Origin of the sequence: Acinetobacter sp. ABJ_C4_1, from assembly GCF_044538495.1 — a bacterium.
GTDB lineage: Bacteria > Pseudomonadota > Gammaproteobacteria > Pseudomonadales > Moraxellaceae > Acinetobacter > Acinetobacter nosocomialis_A.
Window position 1 is genome coordinate 14,783 of sequence record NZ_JBIUCQ010000002.1, and the last position, 18,376, is coordinate 33,158.

The 18,376-nt window shown below is 39.9% G+C and carries 15 protein-coding genes; 1 reads left to right on the plus strand and 14 read right to left on the minus strand.

The genetic code is table 11. The features are described from left to right. Positions 1 to 84: 84 nt before the first annotated feature. From ACIF8R_RS03035 to ACIF8R_RS03085, 11 genes are all read right to left on the minus strand, one after another. A complete protein-coding gene (locus tag ACIF8R_RS03035; RefSeq protein ID WP_199938834.1) occupies positions 85 to 1,152 on the minus strand; it encodes an ABC transporter substrate-binding protein in 1,068 nt (355 codons plus the stop codon). A 50-nt stretch (positions 1,153 to 1,202) separates the two neighbouring features. Beyond that, complete coding sequence (locus ACIF8R_RS03040) at positions 1,203 to 2,111, minus strand: TauD/TfdA dioxygenase family protein (RefSeq protein ID WP_396479004.1); 909 nt, start codon at positions 2,109 to 2,111, stop codon at positions 1,203 to 1,205. 119 nt (positions 2,112 to 2,230) lie between these two features. Then, positions 2,231 to 3,028: a Crp/Fnr family transcriptional regulator gene (locus ACIF8R_RS03045; RefSeq protein ID WP_013197882.1), complete on the minus strand. Its 798-nt coding sequence runs from the start codon at positions 3,026 to 3,028 to the stop codon at positions 2,231 to 2,233. Between the two features lie 156 nt (positions 3,029 to 3,184). Then, positions 3,185 to 3,592, minus strand: coding sequence for a biopolymer transporter ExbD (locus tag ACIF8R_RS03050; protein ID WP_133238150.1), 408 nt, complete (start codon positions 3,590 to 3,592; stop codon positions 3,185 to 3,187). Next, a complete protein-coding gene (locus ACIF8R_RS03055; protein WP_396479006.1) occupies positions 3,592 to 4,326 on the minus strand; it encodes a MotA/TolQ/ExbB proton channel family protein in 735 nt (244 codons plus the stop codon). The genes ACIF8R_RS03050 and ACIF8R_RS03055 overlap by 1 nt, the downstream gene beginning before the upstream one ends. A gap of 36 nt (positions 4,327 to 4,362) precedes the next feature. Beyond that, on the minus strand, positions 4,363 to 5,205 hold the full coding sequence (locus tag ACIF8R_RS03060) for a TonB family protein (RefSeq protein WP_396479008.1): 843 nt from the start codon (positions 5,203 to 5,205) through the stop codon (positions 4,363 to 4,365). A 12-nt stretch (positions 5,206 to 5,217) separates the two neighbouring features. Beyond that, positions 5,218 to 6,033, minus strand: coding sequence for an ABC transporter ATP-binding protein (locus ACIF8R_RS03065; RefSeq protein WP_396479010.1), 816 nt, complete (start codon positions 6,031 to 6,033; stop codon positions 5,218 to 5,220). A 9-nt stretch (positions 6,034 to 6,042) separates the two neighbouring features. Then, on the minus strand, positions 6,043 to 7,668 hold the full coding sequence (locus tag ACIF8R_RS03070) for an ABC transporter permease (protein WP_396479012.1): 1,626 nt from the start codon (positions 7,666 to 7,668) through the stop codon (positions 6,043 to 6,045). 316 nt (positions 7,669 to 7,984) lie between these two features. Continuing rightward, the gene (locus tag ACIF8R_RS03075; protein WP_013197887.1) at positions 7,985 to 9,181 is read right to left on the minus strand and encodes an LLM class flavin-dependent oxidoreductase; all 1,197 of its coding nucleotides are present in this window, start codon (positions 9,179 to 9,181) and stop codon (positions 7,985 to 7,987) included. Positions 9,182 to 9,203: 22 nt separating this feature from the next. Beyond that, on the minus strand, positions 9,204 to 11,534 hold the full coding sequence (locus ACIF8R_RS03080; protein WP_396479015.1) for a TonB-dependent receptor: 2,331 nt from the start codon (positions 11,532 to 11,534) through the stop codon (positions 9,204 to 9,206). Positions 11,535 to 11,786: 252 nt separating this feature from the next. After that, the gene (locus ACIF8R_RS03085) at positions 11,787 to 14,399 is read right to left on the minus strand and encodes a TonB-dependent receptor (protein ID WP_396479017.1); all 2,613 of its coding nucleotides are present in this window, start codon (positions 14,397 to 14,399) and stop codon (positions 11,787 to 11,789) included. 285 nt (positions 14,400 to 14,684) lie between these two features. Between ACIF8R_RS03085 and ACIF8R_RS03090 the strand changes: the two genes are divergently transcribed. Beyond that, positions 14,685 to 16,268 carry an ABC transporter substrate-binding protein gene (locus tag ACIF8R_RS03090; protein ID WP_396479018.1) on the plus strand — a complete coding sequence of 528 codons (1,584 nt, stop codon included), beginning with the start codon at positions 14,685 to 14,687 and terminating at the stop codon, positions 16,266 to 16,268. A gap of 50 nt (positions 16,269 to 16,318) precedes the next feature. Here ACIF8R_RS03090 and ACIF8R_RS03095 read toward each other — a convergent pair whose 3' ends face one another. The 3 genes from ACIF8R_RS03095 to ACIF8R_RS03105 are packed head-to-tail and all read right to left on the minus strand — an operon-like array spanning position 16,319 to position 18,309. Further along, a complete protein-coding gene (locus ACIF8R_RS03095) occupies positions 16,319 to 16,723 on the minus strand; it encodes a biopolymer transporter ExbD (RefSeq protein WP_001018517.1) in 405 nt (134 codons plus the stop codon). Continuing rightward, positions 16,723 to 17,457 carry a MotA/TolQ/ExbB proton channel family protein gene (locus ACIF8R_RS03100; protein ID WP_174746288.1) on the minus strand — a complete coding sequence of 245 codons (735 nt, stop codon included), beginning with the start codon at positions 17,455 to 17,457 and terminating at the stop codon, positions 16,723 to 16,725. Before ACIF8R_RS03100 ends, ACIF8R_RS03095 begins: the two co-directional genes overlap by 1 nt. Positions 17,458 to 17,481: 24 nt before the next feature. Further along, a complete protein-coding gene (locus ACIF8R_RS03105) occupies positions 17,482 to 18,309 on the minus strand; it encodes a TonB family protein (RefSeq protein WP_396479020.1) in 828 nt (275 codons plus the stop codon). Positions 18,310 to 18,376: the final 67 nt, after the last annotated feature.

An 18,376-nucleotide genomic window follows, 5' to 3' on the forward strand; every position in this document is an offset into this window, starting at 1 on the left:
TAGCTGACGTGAACGGATCACGCGCTACACTTTTCGAATATATCGACATTATTTACCCCATAATTAAGTTTTAAAAGACGGCGCTTATTTCACTGATTTCAAATATTCGTACTGCTGAGTTGGTTTCCAGTAGGTCTTTAAATTTGATTGTTCAAGTGCTTGATTTACAAATGACGGATTAATCCAGCTTTTGACGTCAATATTTTTGCGTATCAACCCTTGTTGCGTAGCCAAAGTAATTTTTTGCTGCAATTGTTGGGTGTAATAGCCATCAAATAACGGTGAATATAAAAACTTCAGATTTACACCATTGAGTTCTTGAGCATAGATGGATGCTGGATAGCCAGATTGGGTAAAAAAGAGTGCGACTTGTGGTACTCGATTTTGCTCATTTGAGAGCCAATTCAGCCCTTTTACAACCTGAGTCACAACCTGTTGTGTTTCATTTGGATGTTGTCGAATAAACGATTGACGACCTAAGAACACACCTTGAGTAGATCCTGCACCATTTAACTGACGACTACTTATAGGCAAGTTAACGATGTGTTTGTCACGTAACGCAAAAAATCGAGAAGGTCCCCATGACGCATCAATTTTTTTTGCGGCCAAAGCAGCGTTGACGGCGTTAAAGTCTAAATTGACCACTCGCACATCGCTGAGCTTTAAACCTTGGCTGTTCAATGCACTCACAAATGACAATTCATCTGCTGTCCCTCTTAACAAACCAACGCGTTTTCCTTTTAATTCAGCAAAATTTTTGATTGGAAGATCAGATCTTACCGCCAGATAATTGGTGATGCCGCGCGCCGTTGGAACAAGTAATTGGGTATCTAATCCATTGGCTTTACCAATGATTGGAGGTAAATCACCTAAAAAGGCGAAATCCAGTTGATTGTTGGCCAATGCTTCATTAATGGCTGGCCCAGCACCTTTAAAGAAATGCCATTCCACTTTGACATTGTTTTTTGCAAGTTCTTGCTCAAGCCATTTTTTGTTGTAAAGCACATCAACAACTCCACCACCCGCGTGTTTCTGACCAGCAGTCAAATCGGGAGAACCAATTCGGATTGTTTTAAGGCTTTCAGCATAACTGGCATGTCCACAAGCCAATAAGCTCAGCAAGATCAATTTTTTAAAAATTGATGGTTTCATTATATTTTCCACATTTTTATTGATAAATCAGCGTTGTATTGCTTAGACACTTAAGACGTAGAAGGCTTAATTTGCCTACTCGCTTTGCCATCGATATCAACAGGAACATCGCCTGCCAACGTAACGCGTCGCATAATACGCAAAGCATTACCATAATCATTGACGGCTAAATGCTGAGTGGCACGGTTGTCCCAAATAGCGACATCTCCGTCCTTCCACGTCCAGCGAATCGTGTTTTCTGGTTTGGTAATACGATCTTGAAAAATTTCAAATAGCTTGTTGGACTCTTTAGCAGTCAGACCTACAAAACGTTTAAAAAATTGGCCTAAAATTAAAGTTCGCTTGCCTGTTTCTGGGTGTATTCTGACCAATGGGTGTTCTGCCTCATAGACCGTTGAAGCAAAGATTTTTTGATGGCGTTTTACGACTTCATCACTTGCGGAAGGGCGAAAGCCACCATAATCAAAATCATTGGTGTGAATCGCACGGAGCTGATTGGCAAGGAGCTTTAATGGCTCAGGCAATTCATCATAGGCTGCTTCTGTATTTGCCCATGTGGTATCGCCTCCTCGATTGGGAGTAGTTACCGCTCTTAAAATGCTGATTTTTGGATAATTTGAAACAAAGGTGACATCGGTATGCCAAACGTCTGCACGACCGTCATGACGGGAATCAAGCTCAAATATATAAGTCGAACCCTCTGCCACTGGAACGGTAGGATGTGAAATAGGTTGCCCAAGTAATTCGGCAAATTTTTCCTGTTCTTGATCGGTTAAATGTTCCTGATTACGGAAAAAAATAACTTTATGTTCAAGCAATGATTGCCTGATTTGATTCAAGATCTCAGGGTTAAGGTTTGAAGATAATTCAACACCATTAATTTGTGCACCGATACGACCTGATAAAGGAATTACATCGATTAACTCACTCACTGGTTTTCTTATTAATAAATCTGCCATATCATCGTTCTCATCATTGATGATATGAGTTTAGAAATTACCCCCTTTAAATTCTGCAACAAAAATTACATAGCATTTCTGCATTTATGAAAAATTATTCATAATTCGTCATAATCTCTTTAGTGCAGTAAGGCTTTTAATTTATCGATGTCTTTTACGGAGATATGATTGTATTTTGTTTCTATAATGCCTTCTTCAACAAACCACTGAATTTCCTTTCTGATACTTTGTCTCGATATTTTTAAAAGCTCAGCTAAATTTTCTTGTGAGAGTTTTAATAAAACCTCGATGCCTTTTTGAGTTTGAGTCGAAAAAAATTCAATTAAATAGATGAGCTGTCGCGCAATTTGTACCTTTAAAGGTTGTGTAGATGTGTGATAGATATCATTGTCTAAAAGCCGTGTTCTTTGGCATACCAATTTTAAAACCTGATATAGCATGCGTGAATTGTGCTGTATGGTGTGCTTAAAGATATGCTCTGGAATGGTCGCAATCACAGTTGCTTCATGTGCAACATATTCATGTTCTAAGGCAGATTCAGAAATAAGATAGACAATATTTAATAGTGCGCCTGTAGGAATAAAACGATGAATAAGATATTTCCCGTCGTATGAATTCCAACCTAATTTGAGTACACCACTTAAAACAATAATGAGTTCACGACAGTTTTGATTTCTCGAATATAGTACTTGCCCCTGATAAAGATGTTTTATCTTAATTTCATTAAATAACTTCTGCTTTTCTTCAAGAGAACATGCGTCCATAAATTCACATTCTGAGAGCATTTGTTCAGCCAGTTTTTTATATTCAAAGGTAATGTTGAAATCTTGATAACGATTGATATGAGTTTGATCTAATAAATCTAAAAAATGATCATAGTTATTTCTTCTTTTATCGTTATAAACAAGTGTTGTCATTCGCCATCTCACCATCAAATTGAAGCTCTAAAATAGACCATACAACCTAATCGTGAAATTCAAGTTTAATATAAATTTAGATTAAACAATTATATAAAAATCAAGATCTCAAATTTGGATCTTGATTTTCTTTCGTCTTGTTTATTTTGATAGAACTTAAGACTTAGGTGATGTAATAACTGATAGTTTATCAACGCCTACTCGTTCTATGCTGGCCAGTAACTTGGCAACCGTACCATAAGGAACCGTCTCATCTGCATTGAGGTTCAGAGCCAGTTTAGGATTGGCCGCTTTACGCGTTTGAATGGCCTGTTCGAAGTGTTCAAGAGTGACTTTGTCTTTATCCAGATAAATTTCCCCTTTTGGATTAACACTAATGACTACTGCCTTGGTTTGATCTGTCACATGCGTTGGTGCAGCCTTGGGTAAGTTTACCTTAACAGTATTGGTCAGTAAGGGCGCCGTGACGATAAATACAATCAACAGAACTAACATTACGTCCACTAGAGGGGTAATGTTGATCTCGCTGACGACATCATCTTGTTCTGATGTTGAAATGGCCATTATGCATATACCTTTTCTTTATTGTGGGTATGGCTTAACTCGCTGGCGGGAGTGCTCGTATTTGTTATTTTTGCCTTGACTGTCTTAAGCTGAAAACCTGATTTTTGGTTTAGGCTGACAAAATCGGTCGCAAAGTCATCTAGTTCTGCACCGATAGTTTTTACTTTACGCACGAAATAGTTATATGCCAGTACCGCTGGAACAGCCACTGCAATCCCGATGCCTGTTGCAACTAGTGCTTCACCAATCGGCCCTGCAACGACATCCATACTGGCATTACCCGAATGTGCAATGGCCTGTAAAGCATGGATAATCCCAAAGACTGTGCCAAATAGCCCAATGAAAGGTGCATTATTACCAATTGATGCGAGCAAGGCAGAACCTTTTTCTAGCTGGCGGCGTTCAGACAAAATTTGTTTGCGTAAATGACGCTCGAGTAAATCTTGACGACTCCAGCTATGTTGTAAATCTTGATGAGTATCGTCATCTGCATCGGCAAGTGTTTTAAAACCAGTATTTGCAATGCGTGCCACTGGTCCTTGCCCTACTTCCGATTTTTGAATCGCATCTTGCAGATTTTTGGCACTCCAGAATTCTTCTGCAAAGGCTTTACTTTGGCGGTTGGCTTTTTGGGTTTGAACCAGTTTAATGACAATCAAACCCCATGTCACAATTGAAAAAGCAACCAATAACCAGATAGTCCCATCGTGGATCAGGGAGTTTATATCACTCATGTTAAAATTCCTTATAGATCAATATTAAGTTAAAAATTATTTTGGGAGCTGATAGTGGATAGGAACATCGACCCACCCTTCGACTGGTGTCTTCCCTTTTAACGCGGGTGAGAATTTCCATTGTTTTACGGTTCTCACTGCTGCACTATCGAGTATTTTTTTGCCGCTGCTCTGTTTGACTGTCACGCTATCAGGACTGCCATTTGGCAAGACTTTTACCCTTAAGATGACTGAACCTTCCCAACCTCGATCGAGAGCCTGTTCAGGATATTCAGGCGCTGGATTACTCAAATAACCTGCATAGCCTTTTGCTTCTGTAACAGGCAAGTTGTCATCAGCAGCTTTCGCAGGTGCTTCAGCGGGTTTTGAAACGGGTTGCTGAACAGGAGCCGCCACCACGTTTTTACTTAAGGGTTCCGCTACAGGCCGTGGTTGCTCTACTGCCTTATGCTGTTCAACAGGTTTAGGCTGCTCAACGTGTTTCTGTATTGGTTTTGGTGTCTCTATTTGCTTTTGTACAGGCTCAGGCTTTGGGCTAACAGGCGGTATCTTTGGCTTTTGCACCACTGGAGGGATTTTAGGTTCAATCACCTTAGGTGGTTCAGGCGGTTTGACAATCTCTATCACCACAGGATCAGGTGTTTTAACATCAAGCTGAGGTGTAGGAAGTTGTTTGGCGATATACCAGATTCCCAAATGTGCTGCAGCAACGGCGACAATCGCAATTGCCAAAGCATTCTTTTTTGGCCCAGCAGGATCATTTCCAACATCTACGTTATGGCTAAAAGGATCATTAACCGTCGTTGTATGGGTGACCTGATTGGATAATTGCTCAAATAAAAATGCTTTTCTAATCGAGCCTTGACTAAATTCATTCATCAATAACTCCTATTAATCAATTTTGTCTTCGGTCAAAATCCGAAAAATCTGTTCTTTTAATTGATGCAATTCAAAACTTGAACGATTTCGAGGACGCGGCAAGTTGACGGGAATAATCTGTTCAACACGACCAGGTTTAGGTTTTAAAATCACTACACGATCTGCCAGAGTTACGGCCTCTTCCACATCATGCGTAATAAAAACAGTGGTCATTTTTTGTTGGGATTGAATGCGTAACAATTCATTTTGCATTTGATGCCGTGTTAATGCATCTAATGCACCAAACGGTTCGTCTAACAGAAAAATACGTGGTTGCACCACAAGACTACGAGCAATAGCTACACGTTGAGACATCCCGCCAGATAGTTGGTGTGGGTAGGCCTTTTCAAAGCCATTTAAGCCAATCAACTCAATTGCTTTCTGGACCAGAATATCTTTATCACGTGAAGTTAACGCCTCATTTAATAAACCCAGCTCAATGTTTTGCTCAACGGTAAGCCAAGGAAATAAGCGATGTTCTTGAAAGACTACCGCTCGATCGCCACCAATCCCGCTTACATCGGCACCATCAATTAAAATCCGACCATCAAAATCTTGATCTAGTCCTGCCAAAAGACGTAAGAGCGTAGATTTACCGCAGCCACTGCTACCTACAATCGCAATAAACTCCCCTTCTTTAATTTCTAGATTAAAATCGTGAATAACTTTGACAGGTTGTTGATTAACGACAAAAGACTTGTGGACATGGTGAAATGCCACACGTGTTTGAGTATTAGCTTGAAAAGATTGGTGATGTTTTTCAGTATTTGTATTAAGGGTAATTGTCATGGTATGACCTCAATTTTTTCGCCAAGATGTTGCGTAGTTTTCAGTTATTTTGCCCAGCCATGCCAGAATCGCCCCTAAACCAGCGACCAAAACGGTTGCTGCTATCACACGCTCCATTTCAAAGTTTTGCTGTGCTGCCATCATGTAGCTACCTATGCCAATTCCAGAGCCCATCAAGTATTCAGCTCCAAAAGATGCCATCCACGAATAGAGCAATGCCAATCGAAACCCAGCAAACATTGAAGGTGCAATGCTCGGTAAAATCAAAAGCGTTAAGCGTTGAAGCAATGTCATTCTTAAAGTGCTTGAGACTTCAACAAGCTGCATTGGAATACTCGACATGCCTTTCCATGTCGCAATAAACATCGGAAAAAATGTCGCTATTGAAATGAAAACAATTTTTGATAAATCTTCGAGCCCAAACCAAGCTGTCAGTAGCGGAATCCAAGCAAAAATGGCAATTAGACGTAATGTATTGAGTGTAGGTGCCAACAGATTTTCAATAGGTTTAAATAGCCCTACCACAATTCCTACAGACGCCCCAATTAACCCGCCAATAGTCAAACCCAAAATTGCACGATAAAGGCTGTAATACATGGCGGTAGTGAGTGAGAAATCTTGAATGCCTGACCACAGTGCCTCTAATACTTTCCACGGCGCAGGCAAAATTTGACTCGAGATTAAGTTAAACCAACTGCTCACTGCCCAAAGCACCACTAAACTCAAAGGTAAAACCCACGATTTCAAAATATCTGTTCTGCTTTTTTTGTAAAAAGTATGAGCACTTAAAGCAGCATGTGGCCAGAACACAAACTTACGTTCAATTCGATGCAGGATAAAATCGAAAATAATTCCTACAGACGCAATAACAAAAATCGTGACAAAAACAATATCAAGCTGAAATAGCTGACGACCTGTCACCATTAAATATCCAATACCTTCCGATGAAGCCAACAACTCAACAGCAATTAAGCTCGTCCAGCCTGCTGCAACAGCTAGTCTTAAACCCGTAAAGAAATATGGAAGTGTGGCTGGCAGTACAAGTTTTGTGAGCAAGGTTAGCCGATTAAACTGTAAGATTGCTGCCATTTCTTTGAGTTTGGGTTGAATGTCACGTACCCCTGCCTGAGTATGTAAGGCAATCGGCACCATCGTAGCTTTAAAAATTATGAAAATTTTTAAACTATTTTCGATGCCGAGCCAGATCATGAGCAAAGGCAACCAAGCGAGTGTTGGGATAATGACCAGCGCATAAAACGTTGCAGAAAGGTATTGTTCCGCAATGCGGCTATAGCCAAGTAAAACACCTAGAAATACGCCACCTAACACACCTGATAATAGGCCAAGACCAAAGCGCTCAAGACTGATCGCAAGCTGTGACCATAGATCTTGAGATGCGATTTCAACGAAAGAATGCCATGTGTCTTTTGGGGTAGGTAAAATTTGGGCAGGCATCCACTGCTCGTTTGACGCTACCCACCACAGTAAGAATAAACAAAGAGGTACAATCCAATAGATCGCAAGCGAGTTAAAATACCCAACAGAAATGAACCATGGTTTCTTGGTACTTTTCCAGACAATCCCGGATGAGTTTTTTTGCGAAATTATTTCTTTCATATCTCGATATATATCCATACATTCTGCTGTTATAGATTTCTCAGAATGTTTAACTAAACGTATACCTGATGATCATTTATCCGTGTCATGTAGATCTAATATGAGACGTGTTGTGATCATCTTTGGTGTTATGCTCTGGATGAGTGTAAAGAGAGATGTTTTGTTTAACTGTCTACACAGGTACAAAGATCAGAAAATATTTATATTTATAAATAAGAGATAAAGATAAGAATTCTTGTATAGACCTTTCATAAAAGATCAAACGCGTATAAGGAACAAAATTTTAAAAAGCCCAACTAGCTTACTAATCAGGCTTATTTAGAACACTTAAACTTTAAAGCGCAATATCAAACTCTGGGCTAGCTACTGTAGGCTGTAATCGAGCACGTTGCTTTTTAAAGTGCGGAAGAACGTGTTCACCAAGACGATATGACTCTTCAAGATGTGGATAGCCTGCAAGGAAGAATAACTCTATGCCAATGCTATTGTATTCTTCAATACGCTCAATAATCTGTTGGTAGCTCCCTACCAAAGCAACACCAGGTGGCACTCCAATATATCCAAACCCTGACCAAACATTTGGATGAATAAAAAAGTCACTGACATTTTTACTGCCATCTTTTTCGGCATACTCTTTTTCGAAGCTTAATACGCGCGCTGAGCGTAAACCCGCATGGGCTGCTGCCGCGTGTAAACGTTGCTTTTCAGCAGCTTCATCGAGAAAGCGCTGAGCTTCTGCCAATGCTTCTTGTTCAGTACGGCGAGCAATGGTATCGATTGATAGACCAAATTTTATATTTTCACGACCATACTTTTTTGCACGAGCACGTACGTCTGCAATCAATGCGGCAATTTCTTCTGGTTTTTCAGCTCGCATTAAATAATAGTCGGCATGTTTGGCTCCAAACTCACGAGCAGCTTCCGAAGAACCTGCTGTGCAAATAATTGGAAGACTTGCTTTATTCAGTGGATATTTTAGACCACCGCCTTCTGCCGAATAGTACTTCCCTTTATAGTGAAATGAAGGATTATTCCAATATCCTTTTACAACATCTAGGAACTCAGTAGCACGTGCATAACGTTCATCGTGAGGTAAGTCATCGCCTACTTGACGTTGGATGACTTCAGAGCCGCCATTAATAATATTCCAAACCAGTCGATTACCCGTTGCACGCTGATAGGTTGCCGCAGTTTGTACAGCATTATATGGACTAAAATGATAAGCCTGAAATGCAGTCACAAAGTTAAGTTTTTTGGTTTCTCTTGCCAGCAATGAACATACTGTCCAAGGCTCTTCACCCGTTGGTGCATTCACCATGAGTGCACCAGCAAAACCATTAATTTCTGCTGCCCGTGCTACCTGACTTAAGTAATCAATATAGGTAAAGTCATCACCTACTTCATAGTTCGAAACCGCTCCGGTATTTTCGACATTTTCAATATTGGCCCAATCACCGCGATTACGTGGGTCACCGGGTAAAAATTCTGTTTCGCCATGAAGCGGTAAACGTGTAAAAAATTCAATTCCCATTATTTTCTCCGTAAAGCAAAGCTTAGAATTTTGCAGTGAGAGAAACACCAACTTGACGTGGGTTTCCATAGGTTAAGACATATTGTCCAGCAGGACCATTTGGTCGCCCATGAACTTGATATTCTTCGTCTAGCAAGTTTTTAACGTAAGCATTAACTTGGTATTTATTATTTGCGCTGATATACCCAACGTTCGCGTTCCATAAGGTGTACCCTTTTTGACTCAAGATTGGGTCAACAGAATAATCTTGACGATTGACTAAGAAAAACTCACGGTCACGATATTTTGCATCTGTGCCCACAATAACGCGTGCTCCACTATCAAGATTAAAGGTATATTCACCCCCTAAACCGATGGTGTATTTTGGAGAACGAACCAAGCTGTTACCTGTATTGTCAGCATTTACGACATTGGTTACTGGGTTTTTATCAACAAAGTCGGTGTATTCGCTGTCTAAATAAGCGCCTGCGAAACGTAGGCGTAAGTTATCGGTCGCTAAATAATCTAATTCTAATTCGGCACCTTTTACTTCTGCCTTAGGTCCATTTGCCAGAACTGAGGTAACTCCTCCACCTTGCCCTTCTGTTGCAACCAATAAATTTGTTTGAATATCTTTGTAGTCGTAATAGAAAATATTGGCATTAGCCGTTAAATTGCCTTGTAACAAGCTAGACTTCAAACCTAGCTCATAGCTATTTAAATATTCAGGGTTAACATCTGCAAGTTGCGTCAGGCTACTTGAAAGTCCGGTGTTAAAGCCGCCTGAACGGAAACCTCGAGCAAAACGGAAGTATGTGTTGATATCAGGAGTGATTTCATATTCTGGCGTAATATCGTAAGTCAGCTCATTCCATCTCTTTTTACGACTTGTTGAACCATTTGCATTCGGCGCTGGGTTATAAACCGCATTACTGTACCCGTCCTTTTGCCACCAACTGCCTTTGGTGTAATCGCCCGAGGTAATTTGAACAAGATCTAGATCAATATCTTTTTCTTCACTTGTCCAGCGTAGACCACCTGTTACTTTAAATTTATCGGTAAATTTATAGGTACTGTTACCAAACAAGGCAAAACTTTGTGTGGTCTGGTTATAGGTAATATCTCTGAAAGCTGGAGTGCCCGCCGTTTGAGCTGGAGCACCATTCGGTAATGTTTTATTTACTCGCGCACTTACGCCTGTTGAGTCTAAGTCTTCATTAAAGAAGTGAAAACCTGCGATCCAACTAAGTCTTTTTTCAGCATCAGAAGAAACACGAAACTCTTGGCTATATTGGCGCCACTCATTATCGCTATAGCTTCTTGCTACATCGTAAGGCGTATAGTCACCATCAGAAATAGATTTTTGAGTGGTTTTATCAAAAGCTGTAATGGATGTAAAAGTATGACCGCCGCCTAAATCTCCTGTTAATGTGAGTGAAGCGCCATCATGTTGGATTTTATTACTTTCAGGTAAATCTAAATTTGTATCACGGCCTTGTGGTCTTTCATAAACACCCCAGTATTTTCCAATACTTAAAGAGCCATTATTGCCAAGACCATTATAAGTTTGGCTATGTAGATTGACTAAAGCATTCCAATCATCATTAATTTTTCCTAATATTTGGAAGCGGAATGATTTTTTATCTACATCCCCGTAATTTTCACCATTGGCTAAATTTTTTGCATAGCCATCGCGATCTTCTGAATAGAATGCTCCTCGTACGGCAACGTTATCTGATATAGCCCCGTTCACGGCGCCTTCAAAAGTACGAAGATTATGGTCGCCTATTCCTATTGTTCCATAACCAGTCGGTTTATCTGTAAAAACAGGTTTTCGTGAAATGTAATTCACCGCACCAGCCGTGGTGTTTTTACCGTAAAGCGTGCCTTGTGGACCACGTAGAACCTCAATACGTTCTAAATCGAATAAATCTCCAGCACCAGCAACAGGCGCATTTAAATAAACCCCATCTGCATAAATACCGACTGGAAAAACTGTAGAGGCTGCAACATCGCCAGTTCCTAAACCACGAATATACCAACGTGGTCGGCTATCGCCATCTGGGTTTTCAGCTGCTGCATTGGGCGTATAAGTTAAAACATCGCCAATAAATGTTGAGCCTTTCGCAGCCAAATCTTTGCCTGAAACCGCTTTAATTGCAGTCGGAACTTTTTGAATGTTTTGTGCACGATATTGTGCAGTAACGATGACATCGCCTAATTTTTTTACATCTTTAGCATTTACCACTTGAGCTTGTTGCTCAGCAGGAATTGCATCAGCATCATCGTTCGCTAAAGCTAATGTCGAAACACTCGCCGTTACTCCCCACATAGCAGTTAAAATACTCTGCCTAATTTTTGTAACCTTAAACATGGTGACTCCATTTAAATAAATCTATTCTTATATTGGCAACTTCTATGCCATTTAATTTATTTAAATAATTTCAAATGCTTAGTAAAAAATTAAAAATAAAAATGACTTAATGCTGCTGATAGATAGACAGTCTGAAAGGTATTATTGTTGTTATTTCAACATTCACGATTTAACGTGTTTTATATCCCGTATTAATAATAAAGCCATACAGACGTATGGCTTTCTAAGATTCTTGGAAATGATTGATTGGTTTTAAAATTTATAACTAAATTGGCCTTGTACAGTCAGAGGTCGCATTGGTTGTAAAAACTCACTATTCGACCCTGCCAAACCATTCACAAAATTTCGTTCATTGGTTAAGTTAAGAATGTTAAGACCCACCGTCCACTGTGGCTGGCGATAATAAAGACCTAAGTCCAGATTATAGTTATTCGGTACTTTCACGGTTTGACTTAAGTTTGTGTACCAGTAGCTTGTCCACCATCCTGAAAGGTTGACGCCAAAACCAGACTGATGTTGGTAATCTACATAAGCACTTGCAGAGTATTTGGGAATTCCTGCTGCATCATAACGTCCAGCTTTACGTTGGTTTAAAGTATTATTGTCTCCCCAAACCGTAGCATTGTCCGCATGAAAGCCAAATGGTGAAAAACCAGCAGGTACAATAGAGCTGTATTCAGCATCTAAATAAGTGAAATTGCCCCCAATCGCTATATTTTTTTGAAGTTGCCATCTTAATGATGACTCAATACCTTTTATTTCAAAGCGAGCCATATTGCCGTTGGTATCAGGCGATAAATCTCGTTTTTGTTCAAATCCACTTAGGGTTAAAAATAACTGGTCAGTAATAGGTTCATATTTAAATCCTACTTCTTTTAGCTCACTTTGACTGTCAAAAGCTAAAGGATTAAGTTGATTTCCAGCGCCCCAAATCAAGAAAGGCCCAAATACTCCCGTATTTAATGCAGTGCTTTTATCATAGGTAAAATAAAGTGTGCTTTTCGCAGTAGGCTTAATAAACGTACTCAGTTGATAGCTCAATAGACTATATTTATCACTCGACGAACGGACATCTGTTGGGGTTAAAACAAGTGGGTTTTCAAGTTTTGCTCTTACAGAACTATGGTTAATTCCTAAATTGATACCGAATACATCGTTAAAGGTAAAGTTTTGTTGAGTGAACACACTCAACGTATCCCAGAAACCAGAGCCCGTATAGACAGCGCCTCCACCATTCGGTGGAAAGCCACCTTTTTCAGCATATAAACCATTTCCAATTGGGTACATGCGCGGCAAATTTAAATAGCCAAAATATTGAGAATATTGAGGCACTCCGGCTTGTCCAATCCAACCTCCTGTTGAACCGCTATTATTAATCAACCCTAGTAAATCACCAGGGTTCTTCTGCGATGGATCATTGGTTAAATCATAAGGATTAATATTAAAACTATTATTTGCAGCTAAAGACGTAAACTTCTCATGACGATATGTTCCCCCGGTACTGCTTTTATTATTAATTTTTACGCCACCTATTTCAAAATCATAGTCACCTAAAAATTCTAGTCGGTTATCAATTAACTCATGATCTAAATCTGTAAAGAAGCTTCCAACAGAGTCGCCTAAATCTTTGTTATTTTGATAGAGCGTACTGTTTGCAATAGACCAATGGTCATTTAAATCTTTAATTACTTTTAATTGAGTGCTAAATCGCTTGGCACTATTTTTATCTTCACTACGTCCTGAAACATTATCATCTAGCTTGACCAATTCATTACCAGGAATTGATGGATCATAGACCCAACCTTTAATGGTTCCTGCTTGATCCGCAGTTGAGTCCGGTAAAGGCGTGGTCTGAACTCCACCAACAGCAACATATTGGTTTTTATCGTTCTTCTGACGAGTTTGCCAACCAATGACTTTAGAATTTGCCGCACCTGATTCAAATACTGGAGACCAAAAAGTCGATCCGTTTTGAATAATAGGCGTAGCCCTACCTTTGTAATAAAGGCCATTATCAACCGATTGCTGCGATGCTCTATTCCAGCCATGCGTCACGTTAAAATCATAATAGTCATCGTAACTGATATTCCAATCTACCCTTAAACGATCATTTGGACGCCAAGCAAGTGCCCCATAAAATGCATTAAAGTTATTTTTCACATTGTCATAATAGTCATCTGTCTTTTGTGCTGTTGCACTCACGCGAAATGCTAATTCTTTTGAAATGGGTGCTGTATGATCAATACTGACAGAGAAATTAGGCTCTGCGCCTTTACCTGAGTAAATGGAACCTACAGTCCCAGAGATATTGGTTTCGGCTTTATTAAAATTAGGCTTTTTTGTCAGGTAGTTAATATATCCGCCAGAACCTGAAGTCGGCGCAAAAATTACACCTGTAGGTCCTGCCACAATATCGGCTCCTTCATAAGCATTGAGATTGGTCGGATGGCGAGTACTGTAAATGCGTTGACTATCTTGAAAAACTTCCGAGTTCTGTCCGCGAATTTGTGGAGCAAAGTTAGCATTTTGTCCCCCGCCTCGCGTAATACTCGGTGCATATTTGACGAGATCATCCGCACTGCGAATAACATCTTCTCTAAATTGTTGTTCTGATACTTGGGATACTACACGCGGGGTATCCAATACAGAGCTATCCGTTCCATAAATTGAGGTAACTTTGCGATTAGGAACAACGGTAGTTTTCTTGGTTGCTCCAGTAACGACTACATCGGGCAAAGTAATTACATCACTTTCAGAATCACCTGCTTGTTGTGGTGTTTCCTCGGCAAAAACATATAACGGTAAAGTCGCCCCTAATACGCTAAGCGCAATAACTAAAGGTTTTAATTGAAAAGGCTGTCTCATATCACACTCAGTAAAGTAAATTTACAATGCGTTACGCAAAGCCTATGCCAACCATTGAATCGCCAAATAATTCAATCTAACCATTTGATTAAATTGCTTTTAACTTCTGATTGTTTACTTATTAATTCTATTCATGTTTATTTTTTCAACAAAGCTGTTGAAATAGAGACAGTCACCAAAAACAATAATTATATAAATGATTGATAAATATATTAAAATTATATAAAAATATTGGCATTTATTCTGCAATACCTTAGAAGATGAAGATCTAATCAGGTATTTATAATGACAAATCAAACATTTCAGTTATCACGTCGAAAATTTTTAACACAAAGTCTCACGGCGCTAGGTGGCGTCTCTTTGTTGGGCAGTTTATCAGGTTGTGGCCCCTCTCCAGATAATAGTACCGAATCAAAAAGTGTCTCTTCAGCAACGCCAAAGCATGGAGGAGTTATACGCTTGGGGCTGATTGGAGGACAACAATCAGGCAGTCTAGATCCTCATCTTTCAGCATCAGGAAGTGGTATTACACGAGGTTTCGCTATTTATAATAAATTATGGGAATGGGATGAAAATATGCTGCCCCGACTTGCTTTAGCGGAGTTTGCCGAACCTAATCATAATGCAAGTGAATGGACCATCCGTTTACGCAAAGGCTTAGAATTTCATCACGGTAAAACCATTACGGCAGATGATGTGATCTTTTCAGTGAAACGTCTAACAGATCCTAAACTCGCTTCACCATTTCGCAATCTGGTGCAGTGGATTGACCGAGATCGTATTCAAAAACTAGATGAATATACCGTTCGTATTCCTTTTATTAGTACGATTCCCGGCTTTGTTGCATTGCCCGAAACTTGGGTAAACTTTGGAGGAATTGTACCAACTGACTTCGACCCTATTCATAATCCAGTCGGAGCTGGTCCATATAAAGTCAAAGAGTTTATTCCGGGGCAGCGTTCTGTTTTTACTCGTTTTAATAATTACTTTAAAGCAGACAAACCTTATGCAGATAGTTTTGAAGTGATTGATTTTAAAGATCAGGTTTCTCGATTAAATGCTTTATTGGCTGGACAAATTGATGTCGCAAATGCGATTTCACCCGAATATATTAAAATTTTGGAGCAAGCAAAACACATTCAAACTATACGCTCTGCGACCAATACGCATAATAGTTTTGACTTTAATACTCAACAAGCGCCGTTTAATGACCCTAGAGTGCGTCAGGCATTTCGTTTGATTGCAAACCGAGAGGAGTTGGTACAGCGAGGCTTAAATGGGCAAGGTCGGATCGCCAATGATCTTTATTCACCGCAAGACCCTGCCTTTCTCAATTTGCCGCAGCGCCAACAAAATATTACCGAGGCAAAAAATCTATTAGCCCAAGCAGGTTTTAAAGATGGTTTAAGTGTAGAGCTTGTTACCCCAGTGAGTAGTGCTCAACCTGCATTAATTTTTGCCGAGCAAGCAAAACAAGCCAATGTGAATATTCGAGTTAAACAAGTCGATTTTGCAACATTTAATGGCCCTGACCGCAGTAAGTGGCAGTTATCGAGTAATGCGACCAATGTCGGCACGCCATATTTATCGACGGCCGTTGTTAACGATGCTCCAATTTCCACCACCAACCGTGTGAACTTTAAAGACCCTGAATATAGTGAGTTATTTTTTAAAGCACTGGCAGAGCCTGATTTAGCCAAACGCAAAATCCATTTAGCGCAAGCACAAAAAATTCAACATGAACGTGGTGGAATGCTCATTTGGGGATTTAGCCATACGATTGACGCAGCAGCTAAAAATATTGGTGGTTTAGCTCCTGAACATACAATTTTTCCGACATGGCGCTTTGAAAAACTCTGGAAAGCTTAATACTCACCATATAAAAAAAGCTGCCGAAGCAGCTTTTTTTACGGGGGGAATTATTTAGGCACTGTAATCACAGAGAGCTTATCTACACCTACACGTTCAATACTTGCCAATAATTTTGCAACTGTTCCATACGGTACGGTCTCATCAGCATTTAAATTTAATGCTAATTTAGGGTTACTGCTTTTGCGTGACTTTATTTCTTGTTCAAAGTTCGCAAGTGTAACCTTATCTTTATCAAGGAATATTTCACCTTGTGGATTTACACTAATCACCACAGCTTTGTTTTGATCTGTCGATTGAGTTGGAGCCGCTTTTGGTAAGTTTACTTTCACCGTATTTGTTAACAAAGGAGCTGTCACAATGAATACAATAAGTAAGACCAACATGACATCGACTAGCGGCGTAATATTAATTTCACTGACGACATCGTCTTCTTGAGAGGTAGAAATTGCCATTATGCAAACACTCCTTTCTCTTTCACTTCTTTAGCAGAATTATCTTTAAGCGCCGTATTACCAGTCGTACCTTTTTTAGCAGTTGATAGTTGGAATCCTGCTTTTTGATTTAGACTCACGAAGTCCGTTGCAAAATCATCAAGATCTGCGCCAATAGTTTTTACTTTACGCACAAAGTAGTTATAGGCAAGCACCGCAGGTACAGCAACTGCAATACCAATACCTGTTGCCACCAGCGCCTCTCCAATTGGTCCAGCCACGACATCCATGCTTGCATTACCTGAATGAGCAATCGCTTGTAATGCATGGATAATCCCAAATACTGTACCGAACAGACCAATGAATGGGGCGTTATTTCCAATAGAAGCCAGTAAAGCGGAGCCTTTTTCTAATTGGCGGCGCTCAGTTAGAACTTGTTTACTTAAATGGCGCTCTAATAAGTCCTGACGGCTCCAACTGTTTTGTAAGTCTTGGTGCGTCTTTTCATCTGCTTCAATTAAAGTCTGAAAACCTGTGTTAGCCACTCGTGCTGCTGGGCCTTCACCCAGTTCAGACTTAGTTACTGCATCTGATAAGTTTTTTGCTTTCCAAAACTCTTCTACAAAAAGCTTACTTTGTTTTGTCGCTCGTTGTGTCTGGACCACTTTAACCACAATCAACACCCAAGTCACAATTGAGAAAGCAACTAATAACCAGATCGTGCCGTCATGGATCAATGAATTAATATCTGACATGAAAATATCCTCTTAATTTAAATTTTATTTCGGTAATTGATAATGAATTGGAACATCGACCCAGCCTTCTACAGGGGTTTTCCCTTTTAGCGCAGGTGAAAATTTCCATTGCTTTACTGTTCTTACGGCAGCACTGTCTAGAAGCTTTTTGCCACTACTTTGCTTGACACTGACTGTATCCGGGCTGCCATTTGCTAATACTTTGACCCGTAAAATGACTGAGCCTTCCCAACCACGTTCTAAAGCTTGTTCAGGATATTCAGGTGCAGGGTTACTGAGATATCCGGCATAACCTTTGGCTTCAGTCACAGGTAAATTGTCATCTGACGCTTTTACAGGCTCAGCCACTTTTTTAACCGGTTCTGTGACTACTTCTTTTGTGACCACAGGTTCTGCAACTTTTTGTGGAGTGGGTGCAGCTACCACTTTTGCAACTGGCTTAGGTTGCTCCACACTTTTTTGGACAGGTTTGGGCTGTTCAACCTGTTTAGGAATTGGCTTGGGTTTTTCCACCACAGGTGGAACTTTTGGTTTTTCAGTAATGGGTGGAATTTTGGGTTCAATCACTTTAGGTGGTTCAACCGGTTTTACGATTTCAATCACCACAGGTTCTGGTTTATGAATATCTAAAGCTGGTGTCGGCAATTGTTTTGCGACATACCAAATTCCAAGATGTGCTGAAGCAACCGCAATAATTGCGATTAAGACTTTATTCAACTTCACTGGAGCAGGTTGAATAAAGTCTTGATCATGCTTTGCAAATGGATCTGCAATTTCAGTTGTGGCTGCAACTGTCGCAAATTGCTCAAAGAGCAAAGCCCGCTTATGGGGATTAAAGATTTGATCACGCATAAAAATTTAAACTAAAAATAAAAGATTAAGTCGTAAATTGCACAAGCCATGCCAAAACTATAAGTTA

Bases quoted from the DNA above. Each gene is read 5' to 3' on its own strand.
- ACIF8R_RS03100 (WP_174746288.1), bottom strand. From the start codon at position 17,457: ATGTCAGATATTAATTCATTGATCCATGACGGCACGATCTGGTTATTA.
- ACIF8R_RS03060 (WP_396479008.1), bottom strand. From the start codon at position 5,205: ATGAATGAATTTAGTCAAGGCTCGATTAGAAAAGCATTTTTATTTGAG.
- ACIF8R_RS03050 (WP_133238150.1), bottom strand. From the start codon at position 3,592: ATGGCCATTTCAACATCAGAACAAGATGATGTCGTCAGCGAGATCAAC.
- ACIF8R_RS03090 (WP_396479018.1), top strand. From the start codon at position 14,685: ATGACAAATCAAACATTTCAGTTATCACGTCGAAAATTTTTAACACAA.
- ACIF8R_RS03045 (WP_013197882.1), bottom strand. From the start codon at position 3,028: ATGACAACACTTGTTTATAACGATAAAAGAAGAAATAACTATGATCAT.
- ACIF8R_RS03075 (WP_013197887.1), bottom strand. From the start codon at position 9,181: ATGGGAATTGAATTTTTTACACGTTTACCGCTTCATGGCGAAACAGAA.
- ACIF8R_RS03085 (WP_396479017.1), bottom strand. From the start codon at position 14,399: ATGAGACAGCCTTTTCAATTAAAACCTTTAGTTATTGCGCTTAGCGTA.
- ACIF8R_RS03055 (WP_396479006.1), bottom strand. From the start codon at position 4,326: ATGAGTGATATAAACTCCCTGATCCACGATGGGACTATCTGGTTATTG.
- ACIF8R_RS03105 (WP_396479020.1), bottom strand. From the start codon at position 18,309: ATGCGTGATCAAATCTTTAATCCCCATAAGCGGGCTTTGCTCTTTGAG.
- ACIF8R_RS03040 (WP_396479004.1), bottom strand. From the start codon at position 2,111: ATGGCAGATTTATTAATAAGAAAACCAGTGAGTGAGTTAATCGATGTA.
- ACIF8R_RS03065 (WP_396479010.1), bottom strand. From the start codon at position 6,033: ATGACAATTACCCTTAATACAAATACTGAAAAACATCACCAATCTTTT.
- ACIF8R_RS03070 (WP_396479012.1), bottom strand. From the start codon at position 7,668: ATGGATATATATCGAGATATGAAAGAAATAATTTCGCAAAAAAACTCA.
- ACIF8R_RS03095 (WP_001018517.1), bottom strand. From the start codon at position 16,723: ATGGCAATTTCTACCTCTCAAGAAGACGATGTCGTCAGTGAAATTAAT.
- ACIF8R_RS03035 (WP_199938834.1), bottom strand. From the start codon at position 1,152: ATGAAACCATCAATTTTTAAAAAATTGATCTTGCTGAGCTTATTGGCT.
- ACIF8R_RS03080 (WP_396479015.1), bottom strand. From the start codon at position 11,534: ATGTTTAAGGTTACAAAAATTAGGCAGAGTATTTTAACTGCTATGTGG.